Source organism: Streptomyces sp. NBC_00510 (genome assembly GCA_036013505.1).
In the GTDB taxonomy this organism is placed as follows: Bacteria; Actinomycetota; Actinomycetes; order Streptomycetales; family Streptomycetaceae; genus Actinacidiphila.
The window spans coordinates 2,572,834-2,595,080 of the sequence record CP107851.1; the positions used below are offsets into that span (position 1 = coordinate 2,572,834).

At 71.5% G+C, this 22,247-nt stretch carries 16 protein-coding genes; 5 read left to right on the plus strand and 11 right to left on the minus strand.

Going from position 1 to position 22,247, the window contains the following annotated elements:
- Positions 1–52 precede the first annotated feature (52 nt).
- Entirely contained in the window at positions 53–3,235 is a 3,183-nt protein-coding gene (locus OG937_11300) for a DNRLRE domain-containing protein (GenBank protein ID WUD72221.1), read from the plus strand.
- A 161-nt stretch (positions 3,236–3,396) separates the two neighbouring features.
- Here the strand turns inward: OG937_11300 and frc are convergent, their stop codons facing one another.
- The gene (gene frc, locus OG937_11305; GenBank protein ID WUD72222.1) at positions 3,397–4,653 is read right to left on the minus strand and encodes a formyl-CoA transferase; all 1,257 of its coding nucleotides are present in this window, start codon (positions 4,651–4,653) and stop codon (positions 3,397–3,399) included.
- Positions 4,654–4,757: 104 nt separating this feature from the next.
- Positions 4,758–6,509, minus strand: a complete 1,752-nt coding sequence (gene oxc / locus OG937_11310) for an oxalyl-CoA decarboxylase (protein WUD72223.1) — start codon at positions 6,507–6,509, stop codon at positions 4,758–4,760.
- 258 nt (positions 6,510–6,767) lie between these two features.
- On the opposite strand from oxc, the gene OG937_11315 reads away from it, so the two are divergent.
- A complete protein-coding gene (locus tag OG937_11315; protein WUD72224.1) occupies positions 6,768–8,402 on the plus strand; it encodes a FadD7 family fatty acid--CoA ligase in 1,635 nt (544 codons plus the stop codon).
- Here OG937_11315 and OG937_11320 read toward each other — a convergent pair.
- Together OG937_11320 and OG937_11325 are read right to left on the minus strand one after the other, a co-directional pair.
- Positions 8,395–9,327: a LysR family transcriptional regulator gene (locus OG937_11320; GenBank protein WUD72225.1), complete on the minus strand. Its 933-nt coding sequence runs from the start codon at positions 9,325–9,327 to the stop codon at positions 8,395–8,397. The genes OG937_11315 and OG937_11320 overlap by 8 nt on opposite strands.
- 335 nt (positions 9,328–9,662) lie before the next feature.
- Positions 9,663–10,676 (minus strand): 2-dehydropantoate 2-reductase, encoded by a 1,014-nt coding sequence (locus tag OG937_11325; protein ID WUD72226.1) that lies wholly within the window; start codon positions 10,674–10,676, stop codon positions 9,663–9,665.
- A 327-nt stretch (positions 10,677–11,003) separates the two neighbouring features.
- Between OG937_11325 and OG937_11330 the strand changes: the two genes are divergently transcribed.
- The 3 genes from OG937_11330 to OG937_11340 all read left to right on the plus strand — a co-directional run bounded on the left by OG937_11330 (position 11,004) and on the right by OG937_11340 (position 14,923).
- The gene (locus OG937_11330) at positions 11,004–12,548 is read left to right on the plus strand and encodes a Re/Si-specific NAD(P)(+) transhydrogenase subunit alpha (protein WUD72227.1); all 1,545 of its coding nucleotides are present in this window, start codon (positions 11,004–11,006) and stop codon (positions 12,546–12,548) included.
- Positions 12,549–12,554: 6 nt separating this feature from the next.
- On the plus strand, positions 12,555–14,027 hold the full coding sequence (gene pntB / locus OG937_11335; protein ID WUD72228.1) for a Re/Si-specific NAD(P)(+) transhydrogenase subunit beta: 1,473 nt from the start codon (positions 12,555–12,557) through the stop codon (positions 14,025–14,027).
- A 200-nt stretch (positions 14,028–14,227) separates the two neighbouring features.
- Positions 14,228–14,923 (plus strand): GntR family transcriptional regulator, encoded by a 696-nt coding sequence (locus OG937_11340; protein WUD72229.1) that lies wholly within the window; start codon positions 14,228–14,230, stop codon positions 14,921–14,923.
- Between the two features lie 251 nt (positions 14,924–15,174).
- Here OG937_11340 and OG937_11345 read toward each other — a convergent pair whose 3' ends face one another.
- From OG937_11345 to OG937_11375, 7 genes are all read right to left on the minus strand, one after another.
- A complete protein-coding gene (locus OG937_11345; protein ID WUD72230.1) occupies positions 15,175–16,593 on the minus strand; it encodes an OFA family MFS transporter in 1,419 nt (472 codons plus the stop codon).
- Between the two features lie 599 nt (positions 16,594–17,192).
- Positions 17,193–17,921 (minus strand): ABC transporter permease, encoded by a 729-nt coding sequence (locus tag OG937_11350; protein ID WUD78711.1) that lies wholly within the window; start codon positions 17,919–17,921, stop codon positions 17,193–17,195.
- Between the two features lie 71 nt (positions 17,922–17,992).
- A complete protein-coding gene (locus tag OG937_11355) occupies positions 17,993–18,949 on the minus strand; it encodes an ATP-binding cassette domain-containing protein (protein ID WUD72231.1) in 957 nt (318 codons plus the stop codon).
- An 82-nt stretch (positions 18,950–19,031) separates the two neighbouring features.
- The gene (locus tag OG937_11360; GenBank protein ID WUD72232.1) at positions 19,032–19,673 is read right to left on the minus strand and encodes a PadR family transcriptional regulator; all 642 of its coding nucleotides are present in this window, start codon (positions 19,671–19,673) and stop codon (positions 19,032–19,034) included.
- A 108-nt stretch (positions 19,674–19,781) separates the two neighbouring features.
- Positions 19,782–21,416 carry a DEAD/DEAH box helicase gene (locus OG937_11365; GenBank protein ID WUD72233.1) on the minus strand — a complete coding sequence of 545 codons (1,635 nt, stop codon included), beginning with the start codon at positions 21,414–21,416 and terminating at the stop codon, positions 19,782–19,784.
- 86 nt (positions 21,417–21,502) lie between these two features.
- Entirely contained in the window at positions 21,503–21,706 is a 204-nt protein-coding gene (locus OG937_11370; protein WUD72234.1) for a cold-shock protein, read from the minus strand.
- A 349-nt stretch (positions 21,707–22,055) separates the two neighbouring features.
- Positions 22,056–22,238, minus strand: coding sequence for a formate dehydrogenase subunit delta (locus OG937_11375; GenBank protein ID WUD78712.1), 183 nt, complete (start codon positions 22,236–22,238; stop codon positions 22,056–22,058).
- Positions 22,239–22,247: the final 9 nt, after the last annotated feature.

The following is a 22,247-nucleotide window of genomic DNA, read 5'->3' on the forward strand; positions in this document are numbered from 1 at the left end:
GGGCTGTCTGTGCTGTCCTCAATCCGTCTGGTTCCCACGGGAGTAGACCGCCGTGACCGCGCCGCCTCGATTTCTCAGCCCATTCGTGCGCACGCGCACGCGGCTGTCCCTGACCCTCGGCCTCGTGCTGGCCGCCCTGACCGCCGCCCTGCTGCCGTGGTGGCAGCCGGGCGCCCCTTCCCCGGCCACCGCCGGCCGCGGCACCACCGACGCCACCCCCGTCTCCACCGGCCCGCGCGACGAGGCCACCGCGATGGCCCAGGCCGTGCGCACCCACAAGCAGGTACTCGTCGACACCGCGACCAGCGCCACCACGCTGACCTGGGCGCTGCCCGACGGCCACTTCAAGACCCGGATCACGGCCGCACCGACCAGGGCGAAGAACGCCAAGGGCGAGTGGGCCCCGGTCGACAACACCCTGAAGCGAACGGCCAAGGCCCCCAAGGGCCTTGGCATCGCACCCGCGAACCCGGCCGTTCCCGTCCGCTTCGCGAGCGGCGATGCCCGCAAGACGCGCGCCGACCGCTCGTACGCCCGCACCGAGACGCCGGGTGAGACGGTGCTCGCCGAGGTCGAACTCGACGGCCACACCGTCGCGTACACCTGGCCGGACGCGTTGCCCGAGCCGGTCCTCGACGGGCCGCGCGCCCTGTACTCCGAGGTCCTCCCCGGCGTCGACCTGCTGCTCGTCGCCCGCGAGGAGGGCGGTATGGCACAGGTCCTGATCGTCAAGACGCCCGAGGCCGCGCGGCAGGAAGCGCTCAGGACCGTCTCGTACGGCCTGCGCTCCGCCACGGCCGTGTTCCGGCAGGACCGCAAGGCCAGCCGGGTCCAGGTCCTGGACAAGGCCGGCAAGGAAGTCGGCACGATCCCGACGCCGTTCGCGTGGGACTCCAGCGGCCGTGACCCCGAGCTGCCCGAGGGCACCCCGGACCGTACGTCCGTCGCCACCCCGGCCGACGTGCTGAAGCTGTCGGGCCTGACCGGCATCGAGCCCGGCGCGCAGTCCGCGCCGCTGCCGATCACCCTGGACGGCGAGGACACCCACACCGCCCGGCTCGGCCTCGGCTTCGCCGCCTCCGGTCTCGCGGCGCGCGAGGACGTCACGTACCCGCTGTACGTCGACCCGCCGCTGAACCCCGGCTGGGACGCGTGGACGGTGGCCTACAAGCCGTACCCGAGCACCAGTTTCTTCAATGGCACCAACTTCTCCTCCGGAACCTCCGACGCCCGCGTGGGCCACGAGTCCGACACCGGCGGCACCGCCCGCTCCTTCTGGCGCATGGACTGGAACAAGGCCATCAAGGGCGCGGACATCACCAGCGCGACCTTCAAGGTGCTCAACAACCACTCCTGGTCCTGCACGGACCGCGAGTTCCAGCTGTGGCGCACCGGCGCGATCTCGTCCGGCACGACCTGGAACGCGCAGCCCAGCTGGTCCGACGAGATCCAGCGCAAGTCCTTCGCGCACGGCTGGTCGACCTCCTGCCCGGACGAGTACGAGGCCTTCAACGTCAAGGACGCCGCCCAGTACGCCACCGACAGGGGCGATTCGACCGTCACCCTGGGCATGCGGGCCACGAGCGAGTCCGACACGCAGACCTGGCGCAAGTTCAAGGCGACCTCCGCGACCATCGAGGCCGTCTACAACCGCAACCCGTCCGAGCCCACCGGCGGTTCCTCGAAGCCCGGCGGCCCCTGCACGCCCGGCCCCGGCGCGGGCGTGACGGTCGGCAAGACCAACATCACCCTGTCGGTGACCGCCAAGGACCCCGACAACAACATGAGCAAGGTCCGCTTCCGGTTCTGGAAGACCGGCGGCACGGTCCCGGCCGGTGTCGAGATCCCGATCGGCAGCTCCGGCGGCACCGCCACGTACACCATCCCGTCCAGCGACCCGCTGCTGAAGGACATCACCACCAACACCACCTTCTCCTGGGACGCCATGGGCAAGGACTCGGCGGGTGCGACGTCCACCAACTACCCGCCGGGCACCGAGCCCTGCCGCATCACGGTGGACCCGAGCGGACCGTCGCAGCCCATCGTCGCCAGCGACGTGTTCCCCAGGGCCACGTCGGACGGCGCCACGTGGGCGACGGTGAAGTTCGGCCTGACCGGACCGATCACCTTCGAATCGCCGGGGGCCGCGAGGTTCACCTACGCGTGGGGCGGGGTCGGCGCGGTCTCGGTCAACGCCGACGCTAACGGCATCGCCACCGTCCCCGACCTGCGGCCGCTGAACGCCGGCCCCAACACGCTGCAGGTCTACGCCTACGACAGCCTCGGAAATGCGAGCGCGCGGACGGACTACACGACCTACGTCCCGCCGAAGGACAACGCCGACGCCCCGGGTGACACGGGCGGCGACGGCACCGCCGACCTGCTCGTCATCGACAACACCGGGGTCCTGCGGACGTATCCGGGTCAGCCGGGCGGCGAGCTGTACGGCCAGCTGACGTCCTCGTACACCATGGGCGCGGACGGCAAGCCCGCGCTGAACCCGGCCGGTCACTGGTACAACGCGACAACCGGCAAGGCCGCGCTCATCGCGCACTACCAGGACGCCTACCCGGGCGACGGCACCACGGACCTGTTCGCCGTGAACCCGGACGGCACGTTCTGGCTCTACCCCGGCGACGGCTACGGCTCGTTCGACGTCGGCCAGCGGTTGAAGATCCGCCTCCCGTCGAACGCGCCCGCGCCGTCCACCTGGACCCAGCTCAAGGCCATCGGCGACATCACCGGCGACAAGCTGCCCGACCTGGTCCTGCGCACCGACATCGGCTTCTGGGTGCTCTCCGGCTACAGCGGCGCCACCTTCCGGACCGCGACCCTGATGAACCCCGACGCCTGGGGCCGCCGCGACATCGTCAACCTGGCCGACATGAACAAGGACGGCACGCCCGACCTGCTCTGGCGCAACCTGGACAACGGCAACATGTACGCCCGGCACGGCAAGCCCGGCTCCGTCGCCGGCAGTGTCGACCTCAACTCCCTGATGCTGGCGGCCAACTCGCTCAACGGCGACGTCCCGTTCGGCACCAGCTGGACCGAGGCCAACGTCAACGCGGCGATCGGCATCCCGGACATCAACAACGACGGCATCCCGGACATCTGGGCCCGGTTCACGTCGGACGGCCACATGGCCATCTACAACCCGTCCACCACCAACACGAACGCACCGGTGAAGACCGTCATCGGTTCCGGCTGGAACGACAAGCTGGTCTTCGGGTGATCCTGCCCGTCTGACCCGGCCCGTTCCCCACGGGTGAGCCCCCGGCACCGATCCTCGGTGCCGGGGGCTTCGCCGTGCGCCGCGCGGCACACCGCCCCGGACGCACGTGTGCCCCGCGCGCACGGATCGCGCGGGGCACACGTGGGACTGTGCGGAACCGGTCAGACGATGATCTTCTTCTCGCGCAGGGCCACGATGTCGTTCGCGTCGTACCCCAGGTCCGCCAGGACCTCGCTGCCGTGCTCGCCGAGCAGCGGGGCACCCTTGATCTCGGGCTTGAAGTTGGAGAACTTGATGGGGCTGCCCACCGTCAGGTAGGTGCCGCGGCCCTTCTGCTCGACCTCGACGATCGTGCCGCTCTTGCGCATGTCCGGGTCCTCGGCGAGCTCCTTCATGCTGAGGACGGGCGCGCAGGGCACCTCCCACTTGCGCAGGATGTCGACCGCCTCGTACTTGGTCTTGTCGGCCAGCCACTTCTCGATCTCCGCGAAGATCTCGAAGATGTGCGGCTGCCGCGCCCTGGCGGTCGTGTACTCCGGGTCGTCGACCCACTCGGGCCGGCCGATGGCCTCGGCGGTGCGCTTCCAGTTCTGCTCCTGGACCGTGAAGTAGATGTAGGCGTTGGGGTCGGTCTCCCAGCCCTTGCACTTCAGGATCCAGCCCGGCTGGCCGCCGCCGCCGGCGTTGCCGCCGCGGGGCACCGCGTCGCCGAACTCGCCGTTCGGGTACTGCGGGTACTCCTCCAGGTAGCCGATCTTCTCCAGGCGCTGCTGGTCGCGGAGCTTGACGCGGGTCAGGTTGAGGACGGCGTCCTGCATGGACACCGACACCTTCTGGCCCACACCGGTCGCGTTGCGGTGGATGATCGCCGTCAGCAGGCCGATCATCAGGTGCATGCCGGTGTTGCTGTCGCCGAGGGCCGAGCCGCTGATGGTCGGCGGGCCGTCCCAGAAGCCGGTGGTGGAGGCGGCGCCGCCGGCGGCCTGGGCGACGTTCTCGTAGACCTTGAGGTCGTTCCACGACGAGTCGTCGTTGAAGCCCTTGACCGAGCCGAAGATCAGGCGCGGGTTGAGCTCGTGGATGTGCTCCCAGCCCAGGCCCATGCGGTCCATGGCACCCGGCGCGAAGTTCTCGACCAGGATGTCCGCCTCGCGGATCAGCTTCTCCATGACCTCCTTGCCCTCGGGGGTCTTGGTGTTGATGGCCAGCGAGCGCTTGTTGCTGTTGAGCATCGTGAAGTACAGCGCGTCCAGGTCGGGGTCGTCCCGCAGCTGGTTGCGGGTCACGTCGCCGCCCTGGGGACGCTCGACCTTGATCACGTCGGCGCCGAACCAGGCGAGCATCTGGGTGCAGGCGGGGCCGGCCTGGACCCCGGTGAAGTCGATCACCTTGATCCCGGCGAGCGGCTTTTCACTCATGGTGGCTTCCTTCTTGTCTGTTCGCGGTGCGCGGGTGGGCGGTGCTGGGGAACGGTGCTTCGGGGTTCGGTGCTTCGGGGTGCGGTGCGTCGCCTACGGGGCGGTCACTTCTTGGCCGGCACGATGTTGCCGACGGTGATGCCCTTGGGGTTGAGGTGGGCGATGTGGCCGCTCTCGGTGCCCGCCGAGGGGTCGATCACGCAGTCGATGAGGGCCGGGCCGCCCGAGGCGAGCGCCTCGGTGAGGGCGGCGGTGACCTCGGCGGGGGTGGTCGCGCGGTACCCCTTGCCGCCGAAGGCCTCGAACATCACGTCGTGGCGGGCCGCGGACATCAGCGTCGTCGGCGACGGGGCCTCGTCGTAGGGGTTGACGTCGTCACCGCGGTAGACACCGCCGTTGTTCATGATGACCGTGACGACGGGCAGCTTGTAGCGGCAGATCGTCTCGATCTCCATCCCGCTGAAGCCGAAGGCGCTGTCGCCCTCCACGGCCACGACCGGCGCCCCGCTCTCGACGGCGGCGGCGATCGCGTAGCCCATGCCGATGCCCATGACGCCCCAGGTGCCGCTGTCGAGGCGGTGCCGCGGCACGTGCATGTCGATGACGTTGCGCGCGATGTCGAGGGCGTTGGCACCCTCGTTGACGAGGTACGTCTCGGGGCGCTCGCGGATGACGTCGCGTACGGCCTTCAGGGCGCCCATGAACTGCATCGGGTGCGGGTCGGCCTTGAGGCGCTCGGCCATCTTGGCGACGTTCTGCGCCGAACGCGCGCCCAGTTCCTCCCGCCAGGCGGCGGGGGCCGCGATCTGGCCCGGCTTGCTGCGCTCGATGAGGGCCTCGACGACCGACTCGATGTCACCGACGAGCGGGGCGGCGATGGGCTGGTTGCTGTCCATCTCCTTCGCCTCGATGTCGACCTGAACGAACTTCGCGTCGGGGTTCCACTGGGGTGCCTCGCCGTGGTTCAGCAGCCAGTTCAGGCGGGCGCCGACCAGCATCACCACGTCGGCCTTCTTCAGCGCCAGCGAGCGGGCGGTGGCCGCGGACTGCGGGTGATCGTCGGGCAGCAGGCCCTTCGCCATCGACATCGGCACGTACGGGATGCCGGTGGACTCGACGAACTCGCGGATCTGCGTGTCCGCCTGCGCATAGGCCGCGCCCTTGCCGAGGACGATCAGCGGCCGCTGCGCGCCGGCCAGCAGCTCGATCGCGCGGTCCACCGCCTCGGGGGCGGGCAGCTGGCGCGGAGCGGGGTCGACGAGGCGGCTGAGCGTCTTCGCGCCCTCCTGCGCGTCCATGATGGAGCCGAGCACCGCGGCGGGGATGTCGAGGTAGACGCCGCCGGGGCGCCCGGAGACCGCGGTGCGCAGGGCGCGGGCGATGCCGCGGCCGATGTCCTCGACGCGGCTGATGCGGTACGCGGCCTTGCAGAACGGCTGCGCGGCGGCGAGCTGGTCCATCTCCTCGTAGTCGCCCTGCTTGAGGTCGACGAGGTGGCGCTCGCTGGAGCCGGAGATCTGCACCATCGGGAAGCAGTTGGTGGTGGCGTTCGCGAGTGCCACCAGTCCGTTGAGGAAGCCCGGCGCCGACACCGTAAGGCAGATGCCGGCCTTCTTGGTGAGGTAACCGGCCGCCGCCGCCGCGTGTCCCGCGTTGCTCTCGTGGCGGAAGCCGATGTAACGGATGCCCTGCGCCTGGGCGAGCCGTGCCAGATCCGTGATCGGGATGCCGACCACCCCGTAGATGGTGTCGACGTCGTTCATCTTGAGCGCGTCGACGACCAGGTGGTACCCGTCGGTGAGCTCGGCCGGTGCGTCGGCGTTCGCCGCGGTCTCCAGTGGTGAGGGGGCGGTCATGGTCCGAGGTCCTCCTTGGGCAGGTCATGCGTGCGGCTTCTCCCTTCACCATCCGCAGCCCGCTCCCCCGCGTCCAAGACCTATCGGCGACCAGCCGATAGACGGCGTTTATCGACGCACGCCACAGGGGCGTTGAGGTGGGTTGATAGACCTCCGCTATCGACCGTTCGCCAGTGCGTATTGGACGGGTGCTCCGCGCCCCGCGCAGTCTCGCTGGGGACGGTTCATCAGACATTCCCGGCGCGAGGAGGTGCGGCCATGGCCGTTCCGGCCGCTGCATCCGTGCGCGACCCCGACCGTTACCGGCCGCCCGCGGTCACGGGCCTGACCGATCTCCTCGACCGGCACGCCCGCGGGCGTCCGCAGGCACCGGCGCTGATCGCCGGCGCGGACCGCGCGGAGGTCTCCTACCGCGCCCTGGACGAGCTGGCCGACACGGTGGCCGCGCGCCTGACCTCGGCGGGGCTGCGCCCCGGGGACCCGGTCGGCCTCGTCGGCGCCAACACCGTGGAGTTCGTCGTGGCGTTGCTGGGCGGGGCGCGGGCCGGGCTGGTGGTCGCCCCCGTGGACCCCGCGCTGCCCGAGCCGCGGATGACGGCCCGGCTGGAGGCGCTGGGGGTGCGGGCCGTCCTGCTGGGCCCGACCGCGGGCGGCGCCCCGCCGGCGGCCGTGGGGCCCGGTGTCCCGGCCTGGACGCTGCGGGTGGACCTCTCCCCCGCCGGGACGGCGACGGCCGCGCTCGGAACGGGCGCGGGCGCGCCGGCCGCGGCGCGGGGCGCGTCCGGCGAACTCACCGCGCACGACGCCCTGGTGCTGTTCACGGCGGGGACCACCGACCGGGCGAAGATGGTCCCGCTGACGCACGGCAACGTGGCCGCCTCGGTCCGCGGCGTGTGCGCCACCTACGAACTGGTGCCGGGCGACGCGACGGTCGCGGCGATGCCGTTCTTCCACGGGCACGGGCTGTTCGCCACGCTGCTGTCCACGCTGGCGAGCGGGGGCTGCGTGCTGCTGCCCGCGCGCGGGCGGTTCTCGGCGCACACCTTCTGGGACGACATGCGGGCGGCGGGCGCCACGTGGTTCACCGCGGTCCCCACCGTCCACGAACTCCTCCTGGAGCGGGCGGCGACGGACCTCACGGGCCCGCAGGTGCCGGCGCTGCGGTTCCTGCGCAGTTCCAGCGCCCCCCTCAACACGGCCACCCAGCGGGCGCTGGAACGCACCCTGGGCGCGCCCCTGCTGTCGGCGTACGGCATGACCGAGTCCGCGCATCAGGCGACGAGCGAGCCGCTGCCGCAGCACGGGTCGCTCAAGCACGGTTCGGTCGGCCGGCCGACCGGGATCGAGCTGCGGGTCCTGGACCCGGACGGAAAGCCGTGCCCGCCCGGCGGTGAGGGCGAGGTGTGGGTGCACGGTCCCACGGTGGCCCGCGGTTACCTGGGCAACCCCGCCGAGACCGCGCACGGCTTCGCCGACGGCTGGTTCCGCACCGGCGACCTGGGCGCGCTCGACGAGGACGGCCACCTGTTCCTCACCGGACGCCTGAAGAACCTCATCATCCGCGGGGGCGAGAAGGTCGTGCCCGAGCACGTGGAGGACGTCCTCGCCGGGTGTCCGGGGGTGGCCGAGGCCGCGGTGTTCGCCGTGCCCGACGCGACGTACGGGCAGCGGGTCGGCGCGGCCGTGGTCCTGAGCGGTGCGGAGGCGCCGGGGGCCGAGGCGCCCGGGGCCGAGGAGATCCGCCGGTACTGCCGCGCCCGGCTGGCCCCGTTCGAGATCCCCGACCGGATCCGGGTCGTCGCCTCGCTCCCGCACACCGCAAAGGGAGGCCTGGACCGGGCGGCGGTGGACGTCCTGTACGCGGAGGGCCCCGAGTGGCCCGGGCTCACCTGACGCGGTGCTCCGCGGGCAGCGGCTCGTCGAAGAACTCGTCCAGCGACAACCCGGCCGCTGCGGTCATGAACGCCCGCGCCGCGACCGACCCCGGGGTCGCAGCGTGGATCGCGACGGAGACCTGCGCCCTGGCGTCCGGCTCGACGAGGCGCACGGCCCGCATCCGGCCGAGCGGCGGCATCGCCCGCAGCCAGGTGTGCGGGACGATGCTCGCGCACGCGCCTGCGCCCACGCTGGCGTACAGGGCGGCCACCGAGTCCGTCTCGACCTGCGGGGTCACCACGACCCCGCTCTCGGCGAACGCGTCGTCGATGACCTGGCGGATCCTCATGTCGGGGGTCAGCAGCGCGAGCGGCATCGTGGCCGCGTCCGCCCACTTCATGGTGTCGGTCTGCGGCAGCAGCTGGTCGCTGGAGGCGAGGAGCATGTACCGCTCCTCGTACAGCGGCATCACCTGCAGGTTCTCCCGGTCGTGCGGGGCGAAGTGCGCGATCGCGGCGTCCAGCTCGAACGCGAGGAGCTGGCGGTGGAGTTCGGTGGTCGACAGCCTGGAGCGGACCTGGACCTTGGCCAGCGGGTGCGCCGCGCAGAACGCGGCGACGGGCAGGACCAGGGTGGTGGACGCGGTGGGCTCGGTGCCCAGCCGCAGGGTGCCGGTGATGCCCGACTGGACGGCGGCCACCTCGGCCTTGAAGGCCTCCTGCTCAGCGAGGATGCGTTTGGCCCAGACCACCAGCCGTTCGCCCTCCGGGGTGAGGCCCTGGTAGTTGTGCCCGCGGTTGATCAGCGTGACGTTCAGCTCCCGCTCGAGCTTGGCTATCGCCGCCGAGAGCGCGGGCTGCGAGACGTAGCAGGACTCCGCCGCCCGGGCGAAGTGCCGCTCCCTGGCGACCGCCACGAAGTACTCCAGCTGACGGAACAGCATGAACGACTCCTCTCTGCCTGGGCCGCAGCCGCGCCGGCACTTCCTGCTGGAGTCGCAACGCCGTCGGTGCCGGCGGACCGACGCTCCCGGGGCCGGGAACGTCACCGGGTGGCCGACGGCGGACGAGCTGGATGCGGTGTGACCTGGCACAGCCTACCGAGCCGGATCGCGGCCCTCGTTCGTGCCCGCCGAGCCGGCGCGGGCCCCTGCCCGGGGCCCGGTCCCGTCGCCGCCGCGACGGGACCGGGCTCCGGAGTTGCTGCGGCGGACGTCCGGCGGTGGACCGGAGATCCGCGGGTGTCCCGGGTTCGGACGGGTGGGACGGGTGGGACGGGTCAGGCGGGGACGGGTTTCCGCGCGCCGGCCCCGGTCTCCCGGTCCGCGGTGACGCCGCGCGCCAGCAGGTCGGTCGCGGCGTGGACCGCCCTCAGGTTGGGGGCGTCCGCGCCGGAGATGTCGGCCATCTCCACGACGGCCGTCACGATGGCGTCGAGTTCCAGCTGCTTTCCGGCCTCGAGGTCCTGGAGCATCGAGGTCTTGTGGTGTCCCACCCCCTCGGCGCCCCGAAGCCGCTTCTCGATGGAGATGTCGGGGGTGCTGCCGACCCTGGCCGCGATGTCGAGGGTCTCCTCCATGAGCTGGGCGACCAGCCGCCGGGTGTGCGGGTGCTTGCAGATGTCGACCATGGTCGCCCTGGTGAGGGCACTGATCGGATTGAAGGCGACGTTGCCCATCAGCTTGATCCAGATGTCGTCGCGCAGGTTGGGCTCCACCGGGCACTTGAGGCCGCCGGCGATCATGGCCTCGCTCAGCTCCGTACACCGGTCGGAGACGCCGCCGCCCGGCTCTCCGATGGAGAACCGGGTGCCCTCCAGGTGCCGGATGACCCCGGGGGCCTCGATGACCGTCGCGGGGTAGACGACGCAACCGATGGCGCGTTCCGGCGCCAGCACCGCGCTGGTGGCGCCGCCGGGGTCGACCGCCTCGATCCGCCGCCCCTCGTAGGGGCCGGCCAGCTCGTGGAAGTACCACCAGGGAATGCCGTTCTGACCGGCCACCACCGCGGTCTTGTCGTCGAGCAACGGGGAGATCAGCGGACCTGAGGTCGCGTAGGAGTGTGCCTTCAGGCCCAGGAAGACATAGTCGACGGGGCCGATCTCCTTGGGGTCGTCCGTGGCGTGGGGCTTGGCCACGAAGTCACCGCGCGGGCTGTTCACCCGGACTCCGTGGGCACGTATCGCCTGAAGATGCTCACCCCGGGCGATCAGGTGGACGTCGGCGCCACCACGGTGCAGTGCCGCGCCCACGTAAGCGCCGATCGCACCGGCTCCGAGGACTGCGATTTTCACGGCGACTCCTCTCCATTCGAAGGGGGAGTGAATACTGTATGCAGTACTCTCTTGGGATGTACAGTCCCCTCACGGAAAGTCGCGCGCCCGGGACCGAACAGGGTCCCGCCCGGCGCCGCGACGGAGGTCTCCGGCGTCACCCTGCGCCATGAACCGGGTCACACACGCTCCGGACAGGTTGATCGAGCACGCAGCGGGGGAACGCTTCGCCGCACACGCGGTCCCGGGCACGCACGGCCGCACCACGAGGCCGGGGAACACGCAGTGCGGACGACGGCTCGGCTGACGAGGCCGTGACGTCAGTCGGTAGCGACGAAAAGGAGAGCGATGTCTGATTCACCCCCTCAGCAGATCGGTGTCGTCACCGAATCCACCGCCGGAGAGACGCGGGTGGCGGCCACACCGGACAGCGTCCGCCGGCTCCTCGGCCTCGGCTACGAGGTCGTCGTGGAATCCGAGGCCGGAGCGGCCTCCGGCTTCCCCGACGAGGCGTACGCCGAAGCGGGCGCGCGGATCGGCGATGCCTGGCAGGCGGACGTGGTCCTGAAGGTCAACGCCCCCTCGCACGAGGAGATCGGGAAGCTGCGCGAAGGCGCGACCCTGATCGGGCTGATCGCCCCGGCCCACAGCCCCGACCTGGTCGGGGAACTGGCCTCACGGCCGATCACCGTCCTGGCGCTGGACGCCGTCCCGCGCATCTCCCGGGCCCAGTCGATGGACGTGCTCAGCTCGATGGCGAACATCGCCGGGTACCGGGCGGTGATCGAGGCCGCCCACGTCTTCGGGCGCTTCTTCACCGGTCAGGTCACCGCGGCGGGCAAGGTGCCGCCGGCGAAGGTCCTGGTGGCCGGCGCGGGCGTGGCGGGTCTGGCCGCGATCGGCGCGGCGGGCAGCCTCGGCGCGATGGTGCGGGCCACCGACCCGCGGGCCGAGGTCGCCGACCAGGTCCGTTCCCTGGGCGGCGAGTTCCTCGCCGTCGAGGTGGAGCAGGAGGCGAGCGGCGACGGCTACGCCAAGGCGACCTCGCAGGCGTACGACCGGCGTGCCGCGGAGATCTACAGCGAACAGGCCGCGGACGTCGACATCATCATCACCACCGCGCTGATCCCCGGCCGCCCGGCCCCCCGGCTGATCACGGCGGCCGACGTGGCGTCGATGAAGCCCGGCAGCGTCATCGTCGACATGGCCGCCGCGCAGGGCGGCAACGTCGAGGGCACGGTCAGCGGGAAGGCGATCGTCACCGACAACGACGTGACGATCATCGGCTACACCGACCTGGCGGGCCGGCTGCCCGCCCAGGCCTCGCAGTTGTACGGGACCAACCTCGTCAACCTGCTCAAGCTGCTGACGCCGGGCAAGGACGGGCGGCTGACGCTCGACTTCGACGACGTCGTGCAGCGGGCCGTCACGGTGGTGCGGGAGGGCGAGAAGACCTGGCCGCCACCGCCCGTCCAGGTGTCGGCGGCGCCCCCCGCGCAGGCACCGGCGCCGGTGGCGGCCGCACCGCAGCCGAAGGCACCCCGGCTCTCACCGGCCGCGCGCTACGGCCTGATCGCCTCCGGCATGCTCGCGATGTTCCTGCTGGTCGCCTTCTCCCCGGCCCAGCTCGTGGGCAACTTCACGGTGTTCGCGCTGGCCGTCGTCATCGGTTACTACGTGATCGGAAAGGTCCACCACGCCCTGCACACCCCGCTGATGTCGGTCACCAACGCCATCTCGGGGATCGTGGTGGTCGGAGCACTGCTGCAGATAGGCCACGCCGGACCGGCCGTCACCGTGATGTCGGTCGTGGCGATCATGTTGACCACCGTGAACATCTTCGGAGGATTCGCCGTCACCCGCCGTATGCTCGGCATGTTCTCGAAGGGCTGAGGATCGATGAACGCAACCACGGCCGCCCAGGCCGCCGACATCGTCGCCGCGCTGCTGTTCATCTTCAGCCTGGCCGGACTCTCGCAACACCGCACTTCCCGCGCCGGAGTGGTGTACGGCATCGGCGGCATGGCGCTGGCGCTGGTCGCCACCGTCGTCGCCGCGGCGCAGGACATCCCGGGCAGCGCCGTCGTGCTGATCGTCGTCGCCACGGTCATCGGCGGCGCCGTCGGCCTGTGGCGCGCGCGCCGGGTCGAGATGACCCAGATGCCCGAGCTCATCGCCGTCCTGCACAGCCTCGTCGGCCTGGCCGCGGTGCTGGTCGGCTGGAACAGCTACTACGAGGTGGAGGCGCACGGCGCCGCGCAGACCCGGATCGCCGGCGACCTGCTCGGCATCCACCACGCGGAGGTGTTCATCGGCATCTTCATCGGCGCGGTCACCTTCACCGGATCCATCGTCGCCTACCTGAAGCTGTCGGCGCGGATCAACTCCCGTCCGCTGACCCTGCCCGGCAAGAACGCCCTCAACCTCGGGGCGCTGGCCGCCTTCGTGGCCCTGACGGTGTGGTTCACGGTGAGCCCGGACCTCGGCCTGATGATCGCCGTCACCGCCCTGGCGCTCGCGCTCGGCTGGCACCTGGTCGTCTCGATCGGCGGCGGTGACATGCCGGTCGTCGTCTCGATGCTCAACAGCTACTCGGGCTGGGCCGCGGCCGCGGCGGGCTTCCTGCTCAACAACAACCTGCTCATCGTCACCGGCGCGCTCGTCGGCTCCTCCGGTGCCTACCTGTCGTACGTCATGTGCAAGGCGATGAACCGGTCCTTCCTCTCGGTGATCGCCGGGGGCTTCGGCGCCCCGGCGCCGACGGGCGGCGACGCCGAACAGGGCGAGCACCGCGAGACCTCCGCGCAGGAGACGGCCGAACTCCTGGAGAACGCCACGTCGGTGATCATCACCCCCGGCTACGGCATGGCGGTGGCCCAGGCGCAGCACCCGGTGGCCGAGCTGACCCAGGCGCTGCGGCGGCGCGGGGTCGAGGTCCGCTTCGGCGTCCACCCGGTGGCCGGCCGGCTGCCCGGGCACATGAACGTCCTGCTCGCCGAGGCCCGGGTGCCGTACGACGTCGTGCTGGAGATGGACGAGATCAACGACGACTTCGGCGACACCACGGTGGTGCTGGTGATCGGCGCCAACGACACCGTCAACCCGGCGGCGGAGGAGGACCCGTCCAGCCCCATCGCCGGCATGCCGGTGCTGCGGGTGTGGGAGGCGGAGAACGTGGTCGTCTTCAAGCGGTCCATGTCCTCGGGGTACGCGGGGGTGCAGAACCCGCTGTTCTTCCGCGAGAACAGCCGCATGCTCTTCGGCGACGCCAAGGAGAGCGTGGACGCCATCCTGCGCTCGCTGAGCACGCCCGACCCCGCTTCCGCGGCGTCGCAGGGCCTGCGCACCGACCAGCAGCCCGCCCCTGCCTGACGGGTGTTCCACCCACGGCGGTGGGGCGGGGGAAGCGCGGCTTCCCCCGCCCCGTCCGCCGTGCCGCCGGTGCTCCGCCGCGGCCTTCCGCACACCGGCGGCCGATGTCCGACCGAGCCTTGTTCCATCCTGCGGCTGAATTGCATACCGAAATCTGTATTCTTGGCACTGTGCAAAGAACTCAGCCGACAGGGGAGCTCATGCGCGAGAGAAGTACCGCGGCCGCCGTCGTCCGGGTCACCCGGCCGGCACCGTTGCGCCAGGCCGTCTACGAGGCCCTGATCGACCTGATCGTCAACGGCACCCTCAGACCGGGCCAGCACCTGGTCGAGGCCGAACTCGCCGACCACCTCGGCGTCAGCCGCCAGCCGGTGCGCGAGGCCCTGCAACGTCTGCAGACCGACGGCTGGGTCGATCTGCGCCCCGCCCAGGGCGCCTTCGTCCACTCCCCCACGCAGGAGGAGGCCACCCAGCTCCTCAGCGTCCGCGCCGTACTGGAGACCCACTCCGCGCACGGCGCCGCGCTGCACGCCACGGACGCGGACGTGGCCCGGCTGTGGGAACTGCAGGACGCTGGCATCGCCGCCCTGGCGGCGGACGACGCCCGCGGCATCGTCGAGGCCAACGCCGCACTGCACGGCTTCATCACCGAACTGTCCCGCAACCAGGTCCTCGGCGAGCTGATCCTCCAGGTCGACCGGAGGGTGCGCTGGTACTACATGCCCATCGCCCGGCCCCGCGGCCGGGACGCCTGGAACGAGCACGCCACCATCATCGAGGCCATCGCCCTGGGCGACGCGGAGCGTTCCGAGGAACTGATGCGCCGCCACACCCGGAACACCACCGACTTCTACTGCCGGCAGATCGCCGCCGCCGTCGATGCCGGGAGAGCGTGAAGGCCCACGGGAACGCCGGACGGTCCGGGGGCAGGGGGCACCCGGACCGTCGTCATGGGGGAGGAAACGGTGGAGAGGCAAGAGTGGGGAGGGACGGGCGGGGCCGGGCGGAGCAGGGAGCGCACCCCACCGGCCGGCCCCGCCTCCGTGACGCGGGCCCCCGGTGCGGAACTGCCGCCGTCCCGGGCCGGGCTCCTTCGCCCGCGCACGATTGATGGGGGGCTTCTCGCGGAGCCCCGGTAACGCAACCGTCAGGTGGTCGCCTCGGCAGGGGCCGCGGTGAGGCCGCCCACCGGGGCCACGGGGCTCCCGTCGCCGCTCCGGCGGGGGGCGCCGGGCTGCCGCAGGAACACCGTGATCAGCGCGGAGAGGAAGGCGATGCCCCCGGCCAGGCAGTACGCGCCGGTATAGCCCCAGGCCGCGACCACCCCGGCGGCCACACCACCGCCGCCGACGCCGCCGACCAGCTTGGCGCTGTAGACCAGTCCGTAGTTCTGTGCGTTGTTGTTCTCACCGAAGTAGTCCGGCGTGAGCGCGGCGAACAGCGGGTAGAACGCCCCGCCGCCGAAACCGTTGAGGAACGCGAAGAACAGGAACAGGGGTTCGTTGTGCGCCTGGCCCGACCACAGCACGCCGAACTGCGCCAGCCCCGCCACCACCAGGACCAGGCCCAGTGTCTGACGCCGGCCCAGGTAGTCCGAGAGCCAGCCCACGATGGCCCGGCCGACACCGTTGACCACGGCGAGCACACCCGCCGAGGAGGCCGCGACCAGCGGGCCGAAGCCCAGGCTCTTGGCGAACGGGACCTGGAAGTTGATGCCGAACAGCGATACGCCGCCGATGCAGACCAGGGCGAACCACATCAGCGGCAGCTGCCCGGTCCTGATCGCCTCCATCGGGGTGAACTGGCCCTTGGCGGGCGGGTTCTTGGCCAGTCGCTTGGCCACCCGCCGCGCGTCCTCGCTCACGCCCCGGTTCAACGGGTCGACGTCGTGCGGCCACCAGCTCTTCGGCGGGTCGCGGAAGAACATGCCGCAGAAGGCGACGACCAGCACCATGCCCAGGGCGATCAGGTCGAGGACCATCTTGTAGTTGGACGGGTGGAACCAGTAGTTGAAGACGAAGATGAGCGGCAGGGTTCCGTAGGCGAAGCCACCGTTCACGAACCCGGTGCGGGCGCCCTTGTTGTCGGGGTACCACTTGCCGACCATGTTGATGCAGGTCGCGTACACCAGGCCGGCGCCCGTGCCGCCCAGCACCGAGTAACCGGCGATCACCACGTAGGGGTTGCTCAGGTGCGAGAGCGCCAGGAAGCCCAGTCCGGAGAAGACCGCTCCGGCGAGCATCGCCGTCCTGGCCGGCAGGACCCCGGTCTCCCGCAGCCGTCCCGCGGGGAACGCGACGCCCGCCTGGAAGACCGCCCAGATGCTGGCGATCCAGAACGTCTCGGTCAGGGTCCATCCGTGGGCGTGCTCGAGCACCGCCTCCGCGGAGCTGTAGCCGTACTCGTAGACGCTGACGCCCATCATCGCAATCCAGGGGAGCCAGACCATCCAGGCTCGGGGCCTCCCCAGGAGGGAGCGGTCGGTCTCCCCGACCCGGTAGACGCGGCCGTTCGCGTCGCTGACCTCCCGGTACTGCCCGGGAACCACGTGCGGTGTTACTGACATCGGTGCCTTCCCTTGCGTGAAAAGAACCTGGCGTGCGCCCCCTGGGCCCTTCTCTTCATGCGGAGGGGTGGAGCGGACCATCCCTGCGGCTCGGCCCGGCATGGCCGGGCCCGGTGGTACGCCGTCCGGGCAGCTGAGGTCGGTCCGGGGCGGCAAACCCGGATCGTGACAGCGCGCAGTCGGGTGACACGGTGGTACGACGTGGTACGACCCCGGGCACGCCAAAACGGCCGTGCTCAGGGGGTGTCGGAACGAACATTCAGCTGGTCAGCGCGATTCTCCATACTGGAGATTGCATACGGTATGGACCGTCGAATCGGGGTGTCCAGGGGATGACGGGAAGATTGACCAGTGCATTACCAACCGGTGGAGCCCGCTCCGCACCCGCCCGGACGGCCGACTCCGGCCGCTCCGGGGCGCGTTGCCCCTGGTCACAGAGGTAAGTCCGGCCGCCCGCCGAATGGTTGCCTGCGGCACCTGATGCCTCCGCACCGCCGGACGCGCGAGGTGCGGGTAAAGGGCCGGCAAGGAAGGCCACGAGCGCGTAAAAACCGCGCCGGGGCGTCCCGGGGCGGCCTGCCGCCCCGGGACCGCCACCGCTACGCGCTCAGGCGCCCGAACCTCCGTACCGCCAGCGGCAGGAAGACCGCCAGCAGGGCCAACGGCCAGGCCACGGCCGCCCAGACGTGGCCGGATTCACCACCGGGACCGCCGAACAGGTCGCGTACCGCCGTCGCGGTCCGGGACATCGGGTTCCACTGGACCGCCGTGCCCAGCCAGCCGGGCATGGAGTCGGGCGTGGCGAAGGCGTTGGAGAGGAAGCCCACCGGCCAGACCAGGATCTGCACGGCCTGCACCAGCTCCGGCTTCCCCGCGACCAGCGCCAGATGGATGCCGATCCACAGCATCGCGAAGCGGAACAGCAGCAGGAGGCCGACCGCGCCGAGGAAGGCGGCGACCCCGCCGTGCGTACGCCAGCCGAGCGCGTGGCCGACCCCGGTCAGGACGGCCAGGCCGGCGGCCGACTGGAGCATGTCGGCGACGGAACGGCCCACCAGGACCGCGCCGTTGGCCATCGGCATCGACCGGAACCGGTCGATCACGCCCTTGTTGAGGTCCTGGGTGACCGCGAGCATCGTGCCCTCCAGGCCGAAGGCCATGGTGAGCGCGAGCATGCCCGGCACGAGGTAGCCGAGGTAGTCGCCCGTGATACCGCGGCCGCCGCCGACGAGGTAGCCGAACATCAGCAGCAGCATCACCGGGAAGACGAGGCCGACCAGCACCTGGACCGGTTGCCGGGCCCAGTGGGCGAGTTCGCGGCGGGTCATGGTCCAGCAGTCGGCGAGGACGTGGGATCCCCGCGCGGGCCGGGCCGGGCTCCGGGTGGTGTACGTGGCGCTCACGCGGTCTCCTTCGTGGGGTGGTTCCCTCCGGTGAGGTGCAGGAACACCTCGTCGAGGGTCGGACGGCGCAGGGCGATGTCCTCCGCCTCGATGCCGGCCGACTCCAGGGCGCGGACGACCCCGGCAAGCGCCGCCATGCGGTCGGTGACCGGGGCGCTGAGCAGCCGCCGGTCGGCGTCCACCGACACCTCGCCCCCGGTCGCGGGCAGCAGTGCCCTGGCCGCGCCCAGTTGACCGGCGTCGCGCAGGACCACGTCGATGCGGTCGCCGCCCGTCCGGGCCTTGAGTTCGTCCGCGGTGCCGTCGGCGATCACCCGGCCGTGGTCGACGACCGAGATGCGGTCGGCGAGCTGGTCGGCCTCCTCCAGGTACTGGGTGGTGAGCAGGACCGTCGTACCACCGTCGGCCAGGGAACGGACCGAGGCCCACACCTCGGCGCGACCGCGGGGGTCGAGTCCGGTCGTCGGCTCGTCGAGGAACAGCACCTCGGGATCGGTCACGAGGGACGCGGCGAGGTCGAGGCGGCGCCGCATGCCGCCGCTGTACTGCCGGACCGCCTTGCGTCCGGTGTCCGCGAGGCCGAAGCGCCCGAGCAGTTCGCCGGCGCGCTCGCGCGCCCGGCGGGCGCCGAGATGGTGCAGGCGCGCGAACATCTCCAGGTTCTGGCGGCCCCCGAGCTGCTCGTCCAGGGCCGCGTGCTGCCCGAGCAGGCCGATGCGGAACCGCACCTCCCGGGCCTCGGTCACCACGTCGTGCCCGGCCACCTCGACGCGACCGCGGTCCGGCCGGAGCAGGGTGGACAGGATCCGGACCAGGGTCGTCTTGCCCGCGCCGTTGGGGCCGAGCACCCCGTGCACGGTGCCGCGCCCGACCAGCAGGTCGAGCCCGTCCAGCGCCGGTTTGTCGCGGTACTTCTTGTACGCCCCTTCGACGGTGATCGCTGCGTCGGTCATGGGCCACTCCCCCACTGATCAACTAGTCAAACTTGACTACTGGCGCAAAGTAGCGGGCGCGGAATCCATTCGTCAAATGTGACTAGTGCTCGTCCCCAGGATGGGGTTCGCCCGTCGCGTACGGGTTCTCCTCGCCCTGCGCGAGCACGCCCACGAAGGGCTCGCCCTCCCCGGCGAAGGTGTAGGCGCCGCCCTCGATCCGCTCGACGAGCCCCCGGGTCCACGCGGCGTCCGAGTCGGCCGTGTGCACCCAGAGGTTCATGATCTCGCCGATGTGGCCGAGCTGACCGGGGCCGTCCTCGGGGACGTAGTGCTCGGTGACGGCGGCCCGCCACTCCTGGATCCTGCGGATCCGCTCCCTCAGCAGATCCAGCGCCTCGTCCCGGCGCAGATCGACGATGAAGCCGATGGCCGCGGACTGGAGGTCCCTCTTCTGGTCGTACGCGACCAGCGCCTCGTGCAGGAGGCGCAGGAACTCCTCGGTCCCGGTGTCCGTGATCTCGTACTCGGTGCGGGGCGGGCCGCCCGCCGTCGACGGGGCGACCTCGTGGGCGTGCAGCAGCCCCTGCTTCGCCATCTGCTTCAGGGCGTGGTAGATCGAACCGGGCTTGGCGTTGGACCACTCGTGCGCGCCCCAGTACTCCAGGTCGTTGCGCACCTGGTAGCCGTGGGCCCGCCCGTGCTGGCGGACCGCGCCCAGGACGAGGAGACGGATCGCTGACATGCCGTCCAGATTAGGCCGAACGGCACCGGGCCCCGCACGCGCCCCGGCACCGCTGTGCCGCAGCAGGTGCCGGGCCCGTGCCGGGCCCCGTGTACGTCCCTCGTCCGGTCAGCCCGCGGGGTTGCGGCGGCCGCTCCGGCCGCCCCGGCCCTCGGTGCCGGCCACCGGCCGCCGCCCGGAGCCGCGGGCGCCCGTACCGGAACCGGTACCGGAAGCCGCGCCCGCCGCGCCCCGGCGGTCGGATCCCCGGCCGCCCGAACCCCCCGCGGCGCCTGTCGCCCCGCGCGCGTCCGCTCGGCGGGCGCCACCGCGAGCACCGGTCCCGGCGGCGGCGCCTGCCGCCGCCCCGGCTCCGCCGCCGCCGCTGCGGCGTCGGCGCGCGGGCCGCCCGCCGTTCTCGGTGCCGTTCTTCGGGCGGGACGCCTTCGGCGCGGCCGCCGGCTGGGGCACCTCGATGGTGACGGCCACGCCGGACGGCTCGCGGGCGCCGGTGATGGTGGCCAGTTGCGCGTCGCTCGACGTGATGCGGGCCGTCCGGGGGCGGATGCCCGCGTCCGACATGAGCCGGGTCACGTCCCGTTTCTGGTCGGGCAGGACCAGCGTGACCACGCTGCCGGAGCCGCCGGCACGGGCCGTACGGCCGCCCCGGTGGACGTAGTCCTTGTGGTCCATGGGGGGATCGACGTTCACGACGAGGTCGAGGTCGTCGATGTGTATGCCACGGGCCGCGACGTTCGTGGCGACCAGCGCCGTCACCTGGCCGTTCTTGAACTGCTCCAGGGTGCGGTTGCGCTGCGGCTGGGAGCGGCCCCCGTGCAGTGCCGCCGCGCGGACACCGACGGCCAGCAGCCGCTTGGCGAGCCGGTCGGCGGACCGCTTGGTGTCGAGGAAGAGGATGACCCGGCCGTCGCGTGCCGCGATGCGCGTGGTGACGGCCTTCTTGTCGGTCTCGTCCAGGACGTGGAGCACGTGGTGCTCCATGGTGGTCACCGCCCCCGCGGACGGGTCCACGGAGTGCACCACGGGGTCGGTCAGGAACCGCTGCACCAAGCGGTCGATGTTGCCGTCCAGGGTGGCCGAGAAGAGCATCCGCTGCCCGTCGGGCCGCACGCGCTCGATCAGCCTGGTGATCTGCGGCAGGAAGCCCATGTCGGTCATCTGGTCGGCCTCGTCCAGCACCGTGATGTCCACGCTGCCGAGCACGCAGTCGCCGTGCTCCACCAGGTCGTTCAGCCTGCCGGGGGTGGCCACGAGCACCTCGACGCCGCGCCGGAGCGTGGCGGCCTGCTTGGTCATGGACAGCCCGCCGACCACGGTGGCCATGCGGAGGTTCACCGCCGTCGCGTACGGGGTCAGCGCGTCCGTGACCTGCTGGGCGAGTTCACGGGTGGGCACCAGCACGAGGGCGAGGGGTGCCTTGGGCTCCGCGCGCAGTCCGGCCGTACGGGCCAGCAGCGCCAGCCCGAAGGCGAGGGTCTTGCCCGAGCCGGTGCGGCCCCGTCCCAGCAGGTCACGGCCGGCCAGCGAGTTGGGCAGCGTCGCGGCCTGGATGGGGAAGGGGGTGGTCACCCCCTGCGCGGTGAGGGTCTTCAGCAGCCCCGCGGGCATGTCGAGATCGGCGAAGTCCTCGACCGCGGGAAGTGCGGGTGTCGTGCTTTCCGGCAGCCGGAATTCTCTCGGCGACGATGCGGACGGTGCGGACGACGGCGCGCGCCGATTCGATTTCTGGGGCCTGCGGGACATGCGGATATTTGCCTTCCTGGAGCAGCGCAAACCGGGGTCCGCACCATGACGGTGCGGACCCCGGTGAGCAGGTACGCGTCCGGCGATCAGGCGGGGACGATGTTCTCCGCCTGCGGGCCCTTCTGGCCCTGCGTGACGTCGAAGGTGACCCGCTGGCCCTCCAGGAGCTCACGGAAGCCCTGGGTGGCGATGTTCGAGTAGTGGGCGAAGACGTCGGGGCCGCCGCCGTCCTGCTCGATGAAGCCGAAACCCTTTTCGGCGTTGAACCACTTCACGGTTCCCTGTGCCATGACATTCTCCTTCAGTAGGCAGAGGGCCCATCCGGGGAATGCCGGAGAACAAATAATGCGCCTGCGGGAGATGAATTCCGTCAGGCGCACATAGGTTTCATGGGTACCACAACTGCAACCAGGACACCTTAGCACAGACCGCGCCCCGGACGACGGAGCGCAGGCGGCGGCAGGGACCGGACGGCGGGCGGGCACCGTCGGTCACGACGCGTTCACGCGGCAGCCTGAAGCAGCCCACCCGTCCGTGTCCCGGAGGCTCGGCACGCCCCCGCCCGGAGCGCGGGGACGTATCCCCGCGCCCCGGGTGACCGGGTCCCGGCCGGCCAGGACCGGCCGGGATTCCGCGTCGTCAGCGCAGCAGCTTCACCGCCTCGACCACCAAGGGGTCCAGCCCCTCCGCCCCGGCGTCGACGAAGTCGAGGAGACGGGTGCGCATGCGCGGGTCCCAGAACCTGCCGATGTGCCCCGCGACGGCCTCGGCCGCCCGGTCGCCGGGCAGATGGACGAGGTTGGCCGCGATGTCGTTGGCCATCCGGCGCTC

Coding starts and splice junctions, on each gene's coding strand:
- frc (WUD72222.1), bottom strand. CDS start 4,653: ATGAGTGAAAAGCCGCTCGCCGGGATCAAGGTGATCGACTTCACCGGG.
- oxc (WUD72223.1), bottom strand. CDS start 6,509: ATGACCGCCCCCTCACCACTGGAGACCGCGGCGAACGCCGACGCACCG.
- OG937_11315 (WUD72224.1), top strand. CDS start 6,768: ATGGCCGTTCCGGCCGCTGCATCCGTGCGCGACCCCGACCGTTACCGG.
- OG937_11320 (WUD72225.1), bottom strand. CDS start 9,327: ATGCTGTTCCGTCAGCTGGAGTACTTCGTGGCGGTCGCCAGGGAGCGG.
- OG937_11330 (WUD72227.1), top strand. CDS start 11,004: ATGTCTGATTCACCCCCTCAGCAGATCGGTGTCGTCACCGAATCCACC.
- pntB (WUD72228.1), top strand. CDS start 12,555: ATGAACGCAACCACGGCCGCCCAGGCCGCCGACATCGTCGCCGCGCTG.
- OG937_11340 (WUD72229.1), top strand. CDS start 14,228: ATGCGCGAGAGAAGTACCGCGGCCGCCGTCGTCCGGGTCACCCGGCCG.
- OG937_11345 (WUD72230.1), bottom strand. CDS start 16,593: ATGTCAGTAACACCGCACGTGGTTCCCGGGCAGTACCGGGAGGTCAGC.
- OG937_11350 (WUD78711.1), bottom strand. CDS start 17,921: ATGACCCGCCGCGAACTCGCCCACTGGGCCCGGCAACCGGTCCAGGTG.
- OG937_11355 (WUD72231.1), bottom strand. CDS start 18,949: ATGACCGACGCAGCGATCACCGTCGAAGGGGCGTACAAGAAGTACCGC.
- OG937_11360 (WUD72232.1), bottom strand. CDS start 19,673: ATGTCAGCGATCCGTCTCCTCGTCCTGGGCGCGGTCCGCCAGCACGGG.
- OG937_11365 (WUD72233.1), bottom strand. CDS start 21,416: ATGTCCCGCAGGCCCCAGAAATCGAATCGGCGCGCGCCGTCGTCCGCA.
- OG937_11370 (WUD72234.1), bottom strand. CDS start 21,706: ATGGCACAGGGAACCGTGAAGTGGTTCAACGCCGAAAAGGGTTTCGGC.
- OG937_11375 (WUD78712.1), bottom strand. CDS start 22,238: ATGGCCAACGACATCGCGGCCAACCTCGTCCATCTGCCCGGCGACCGG.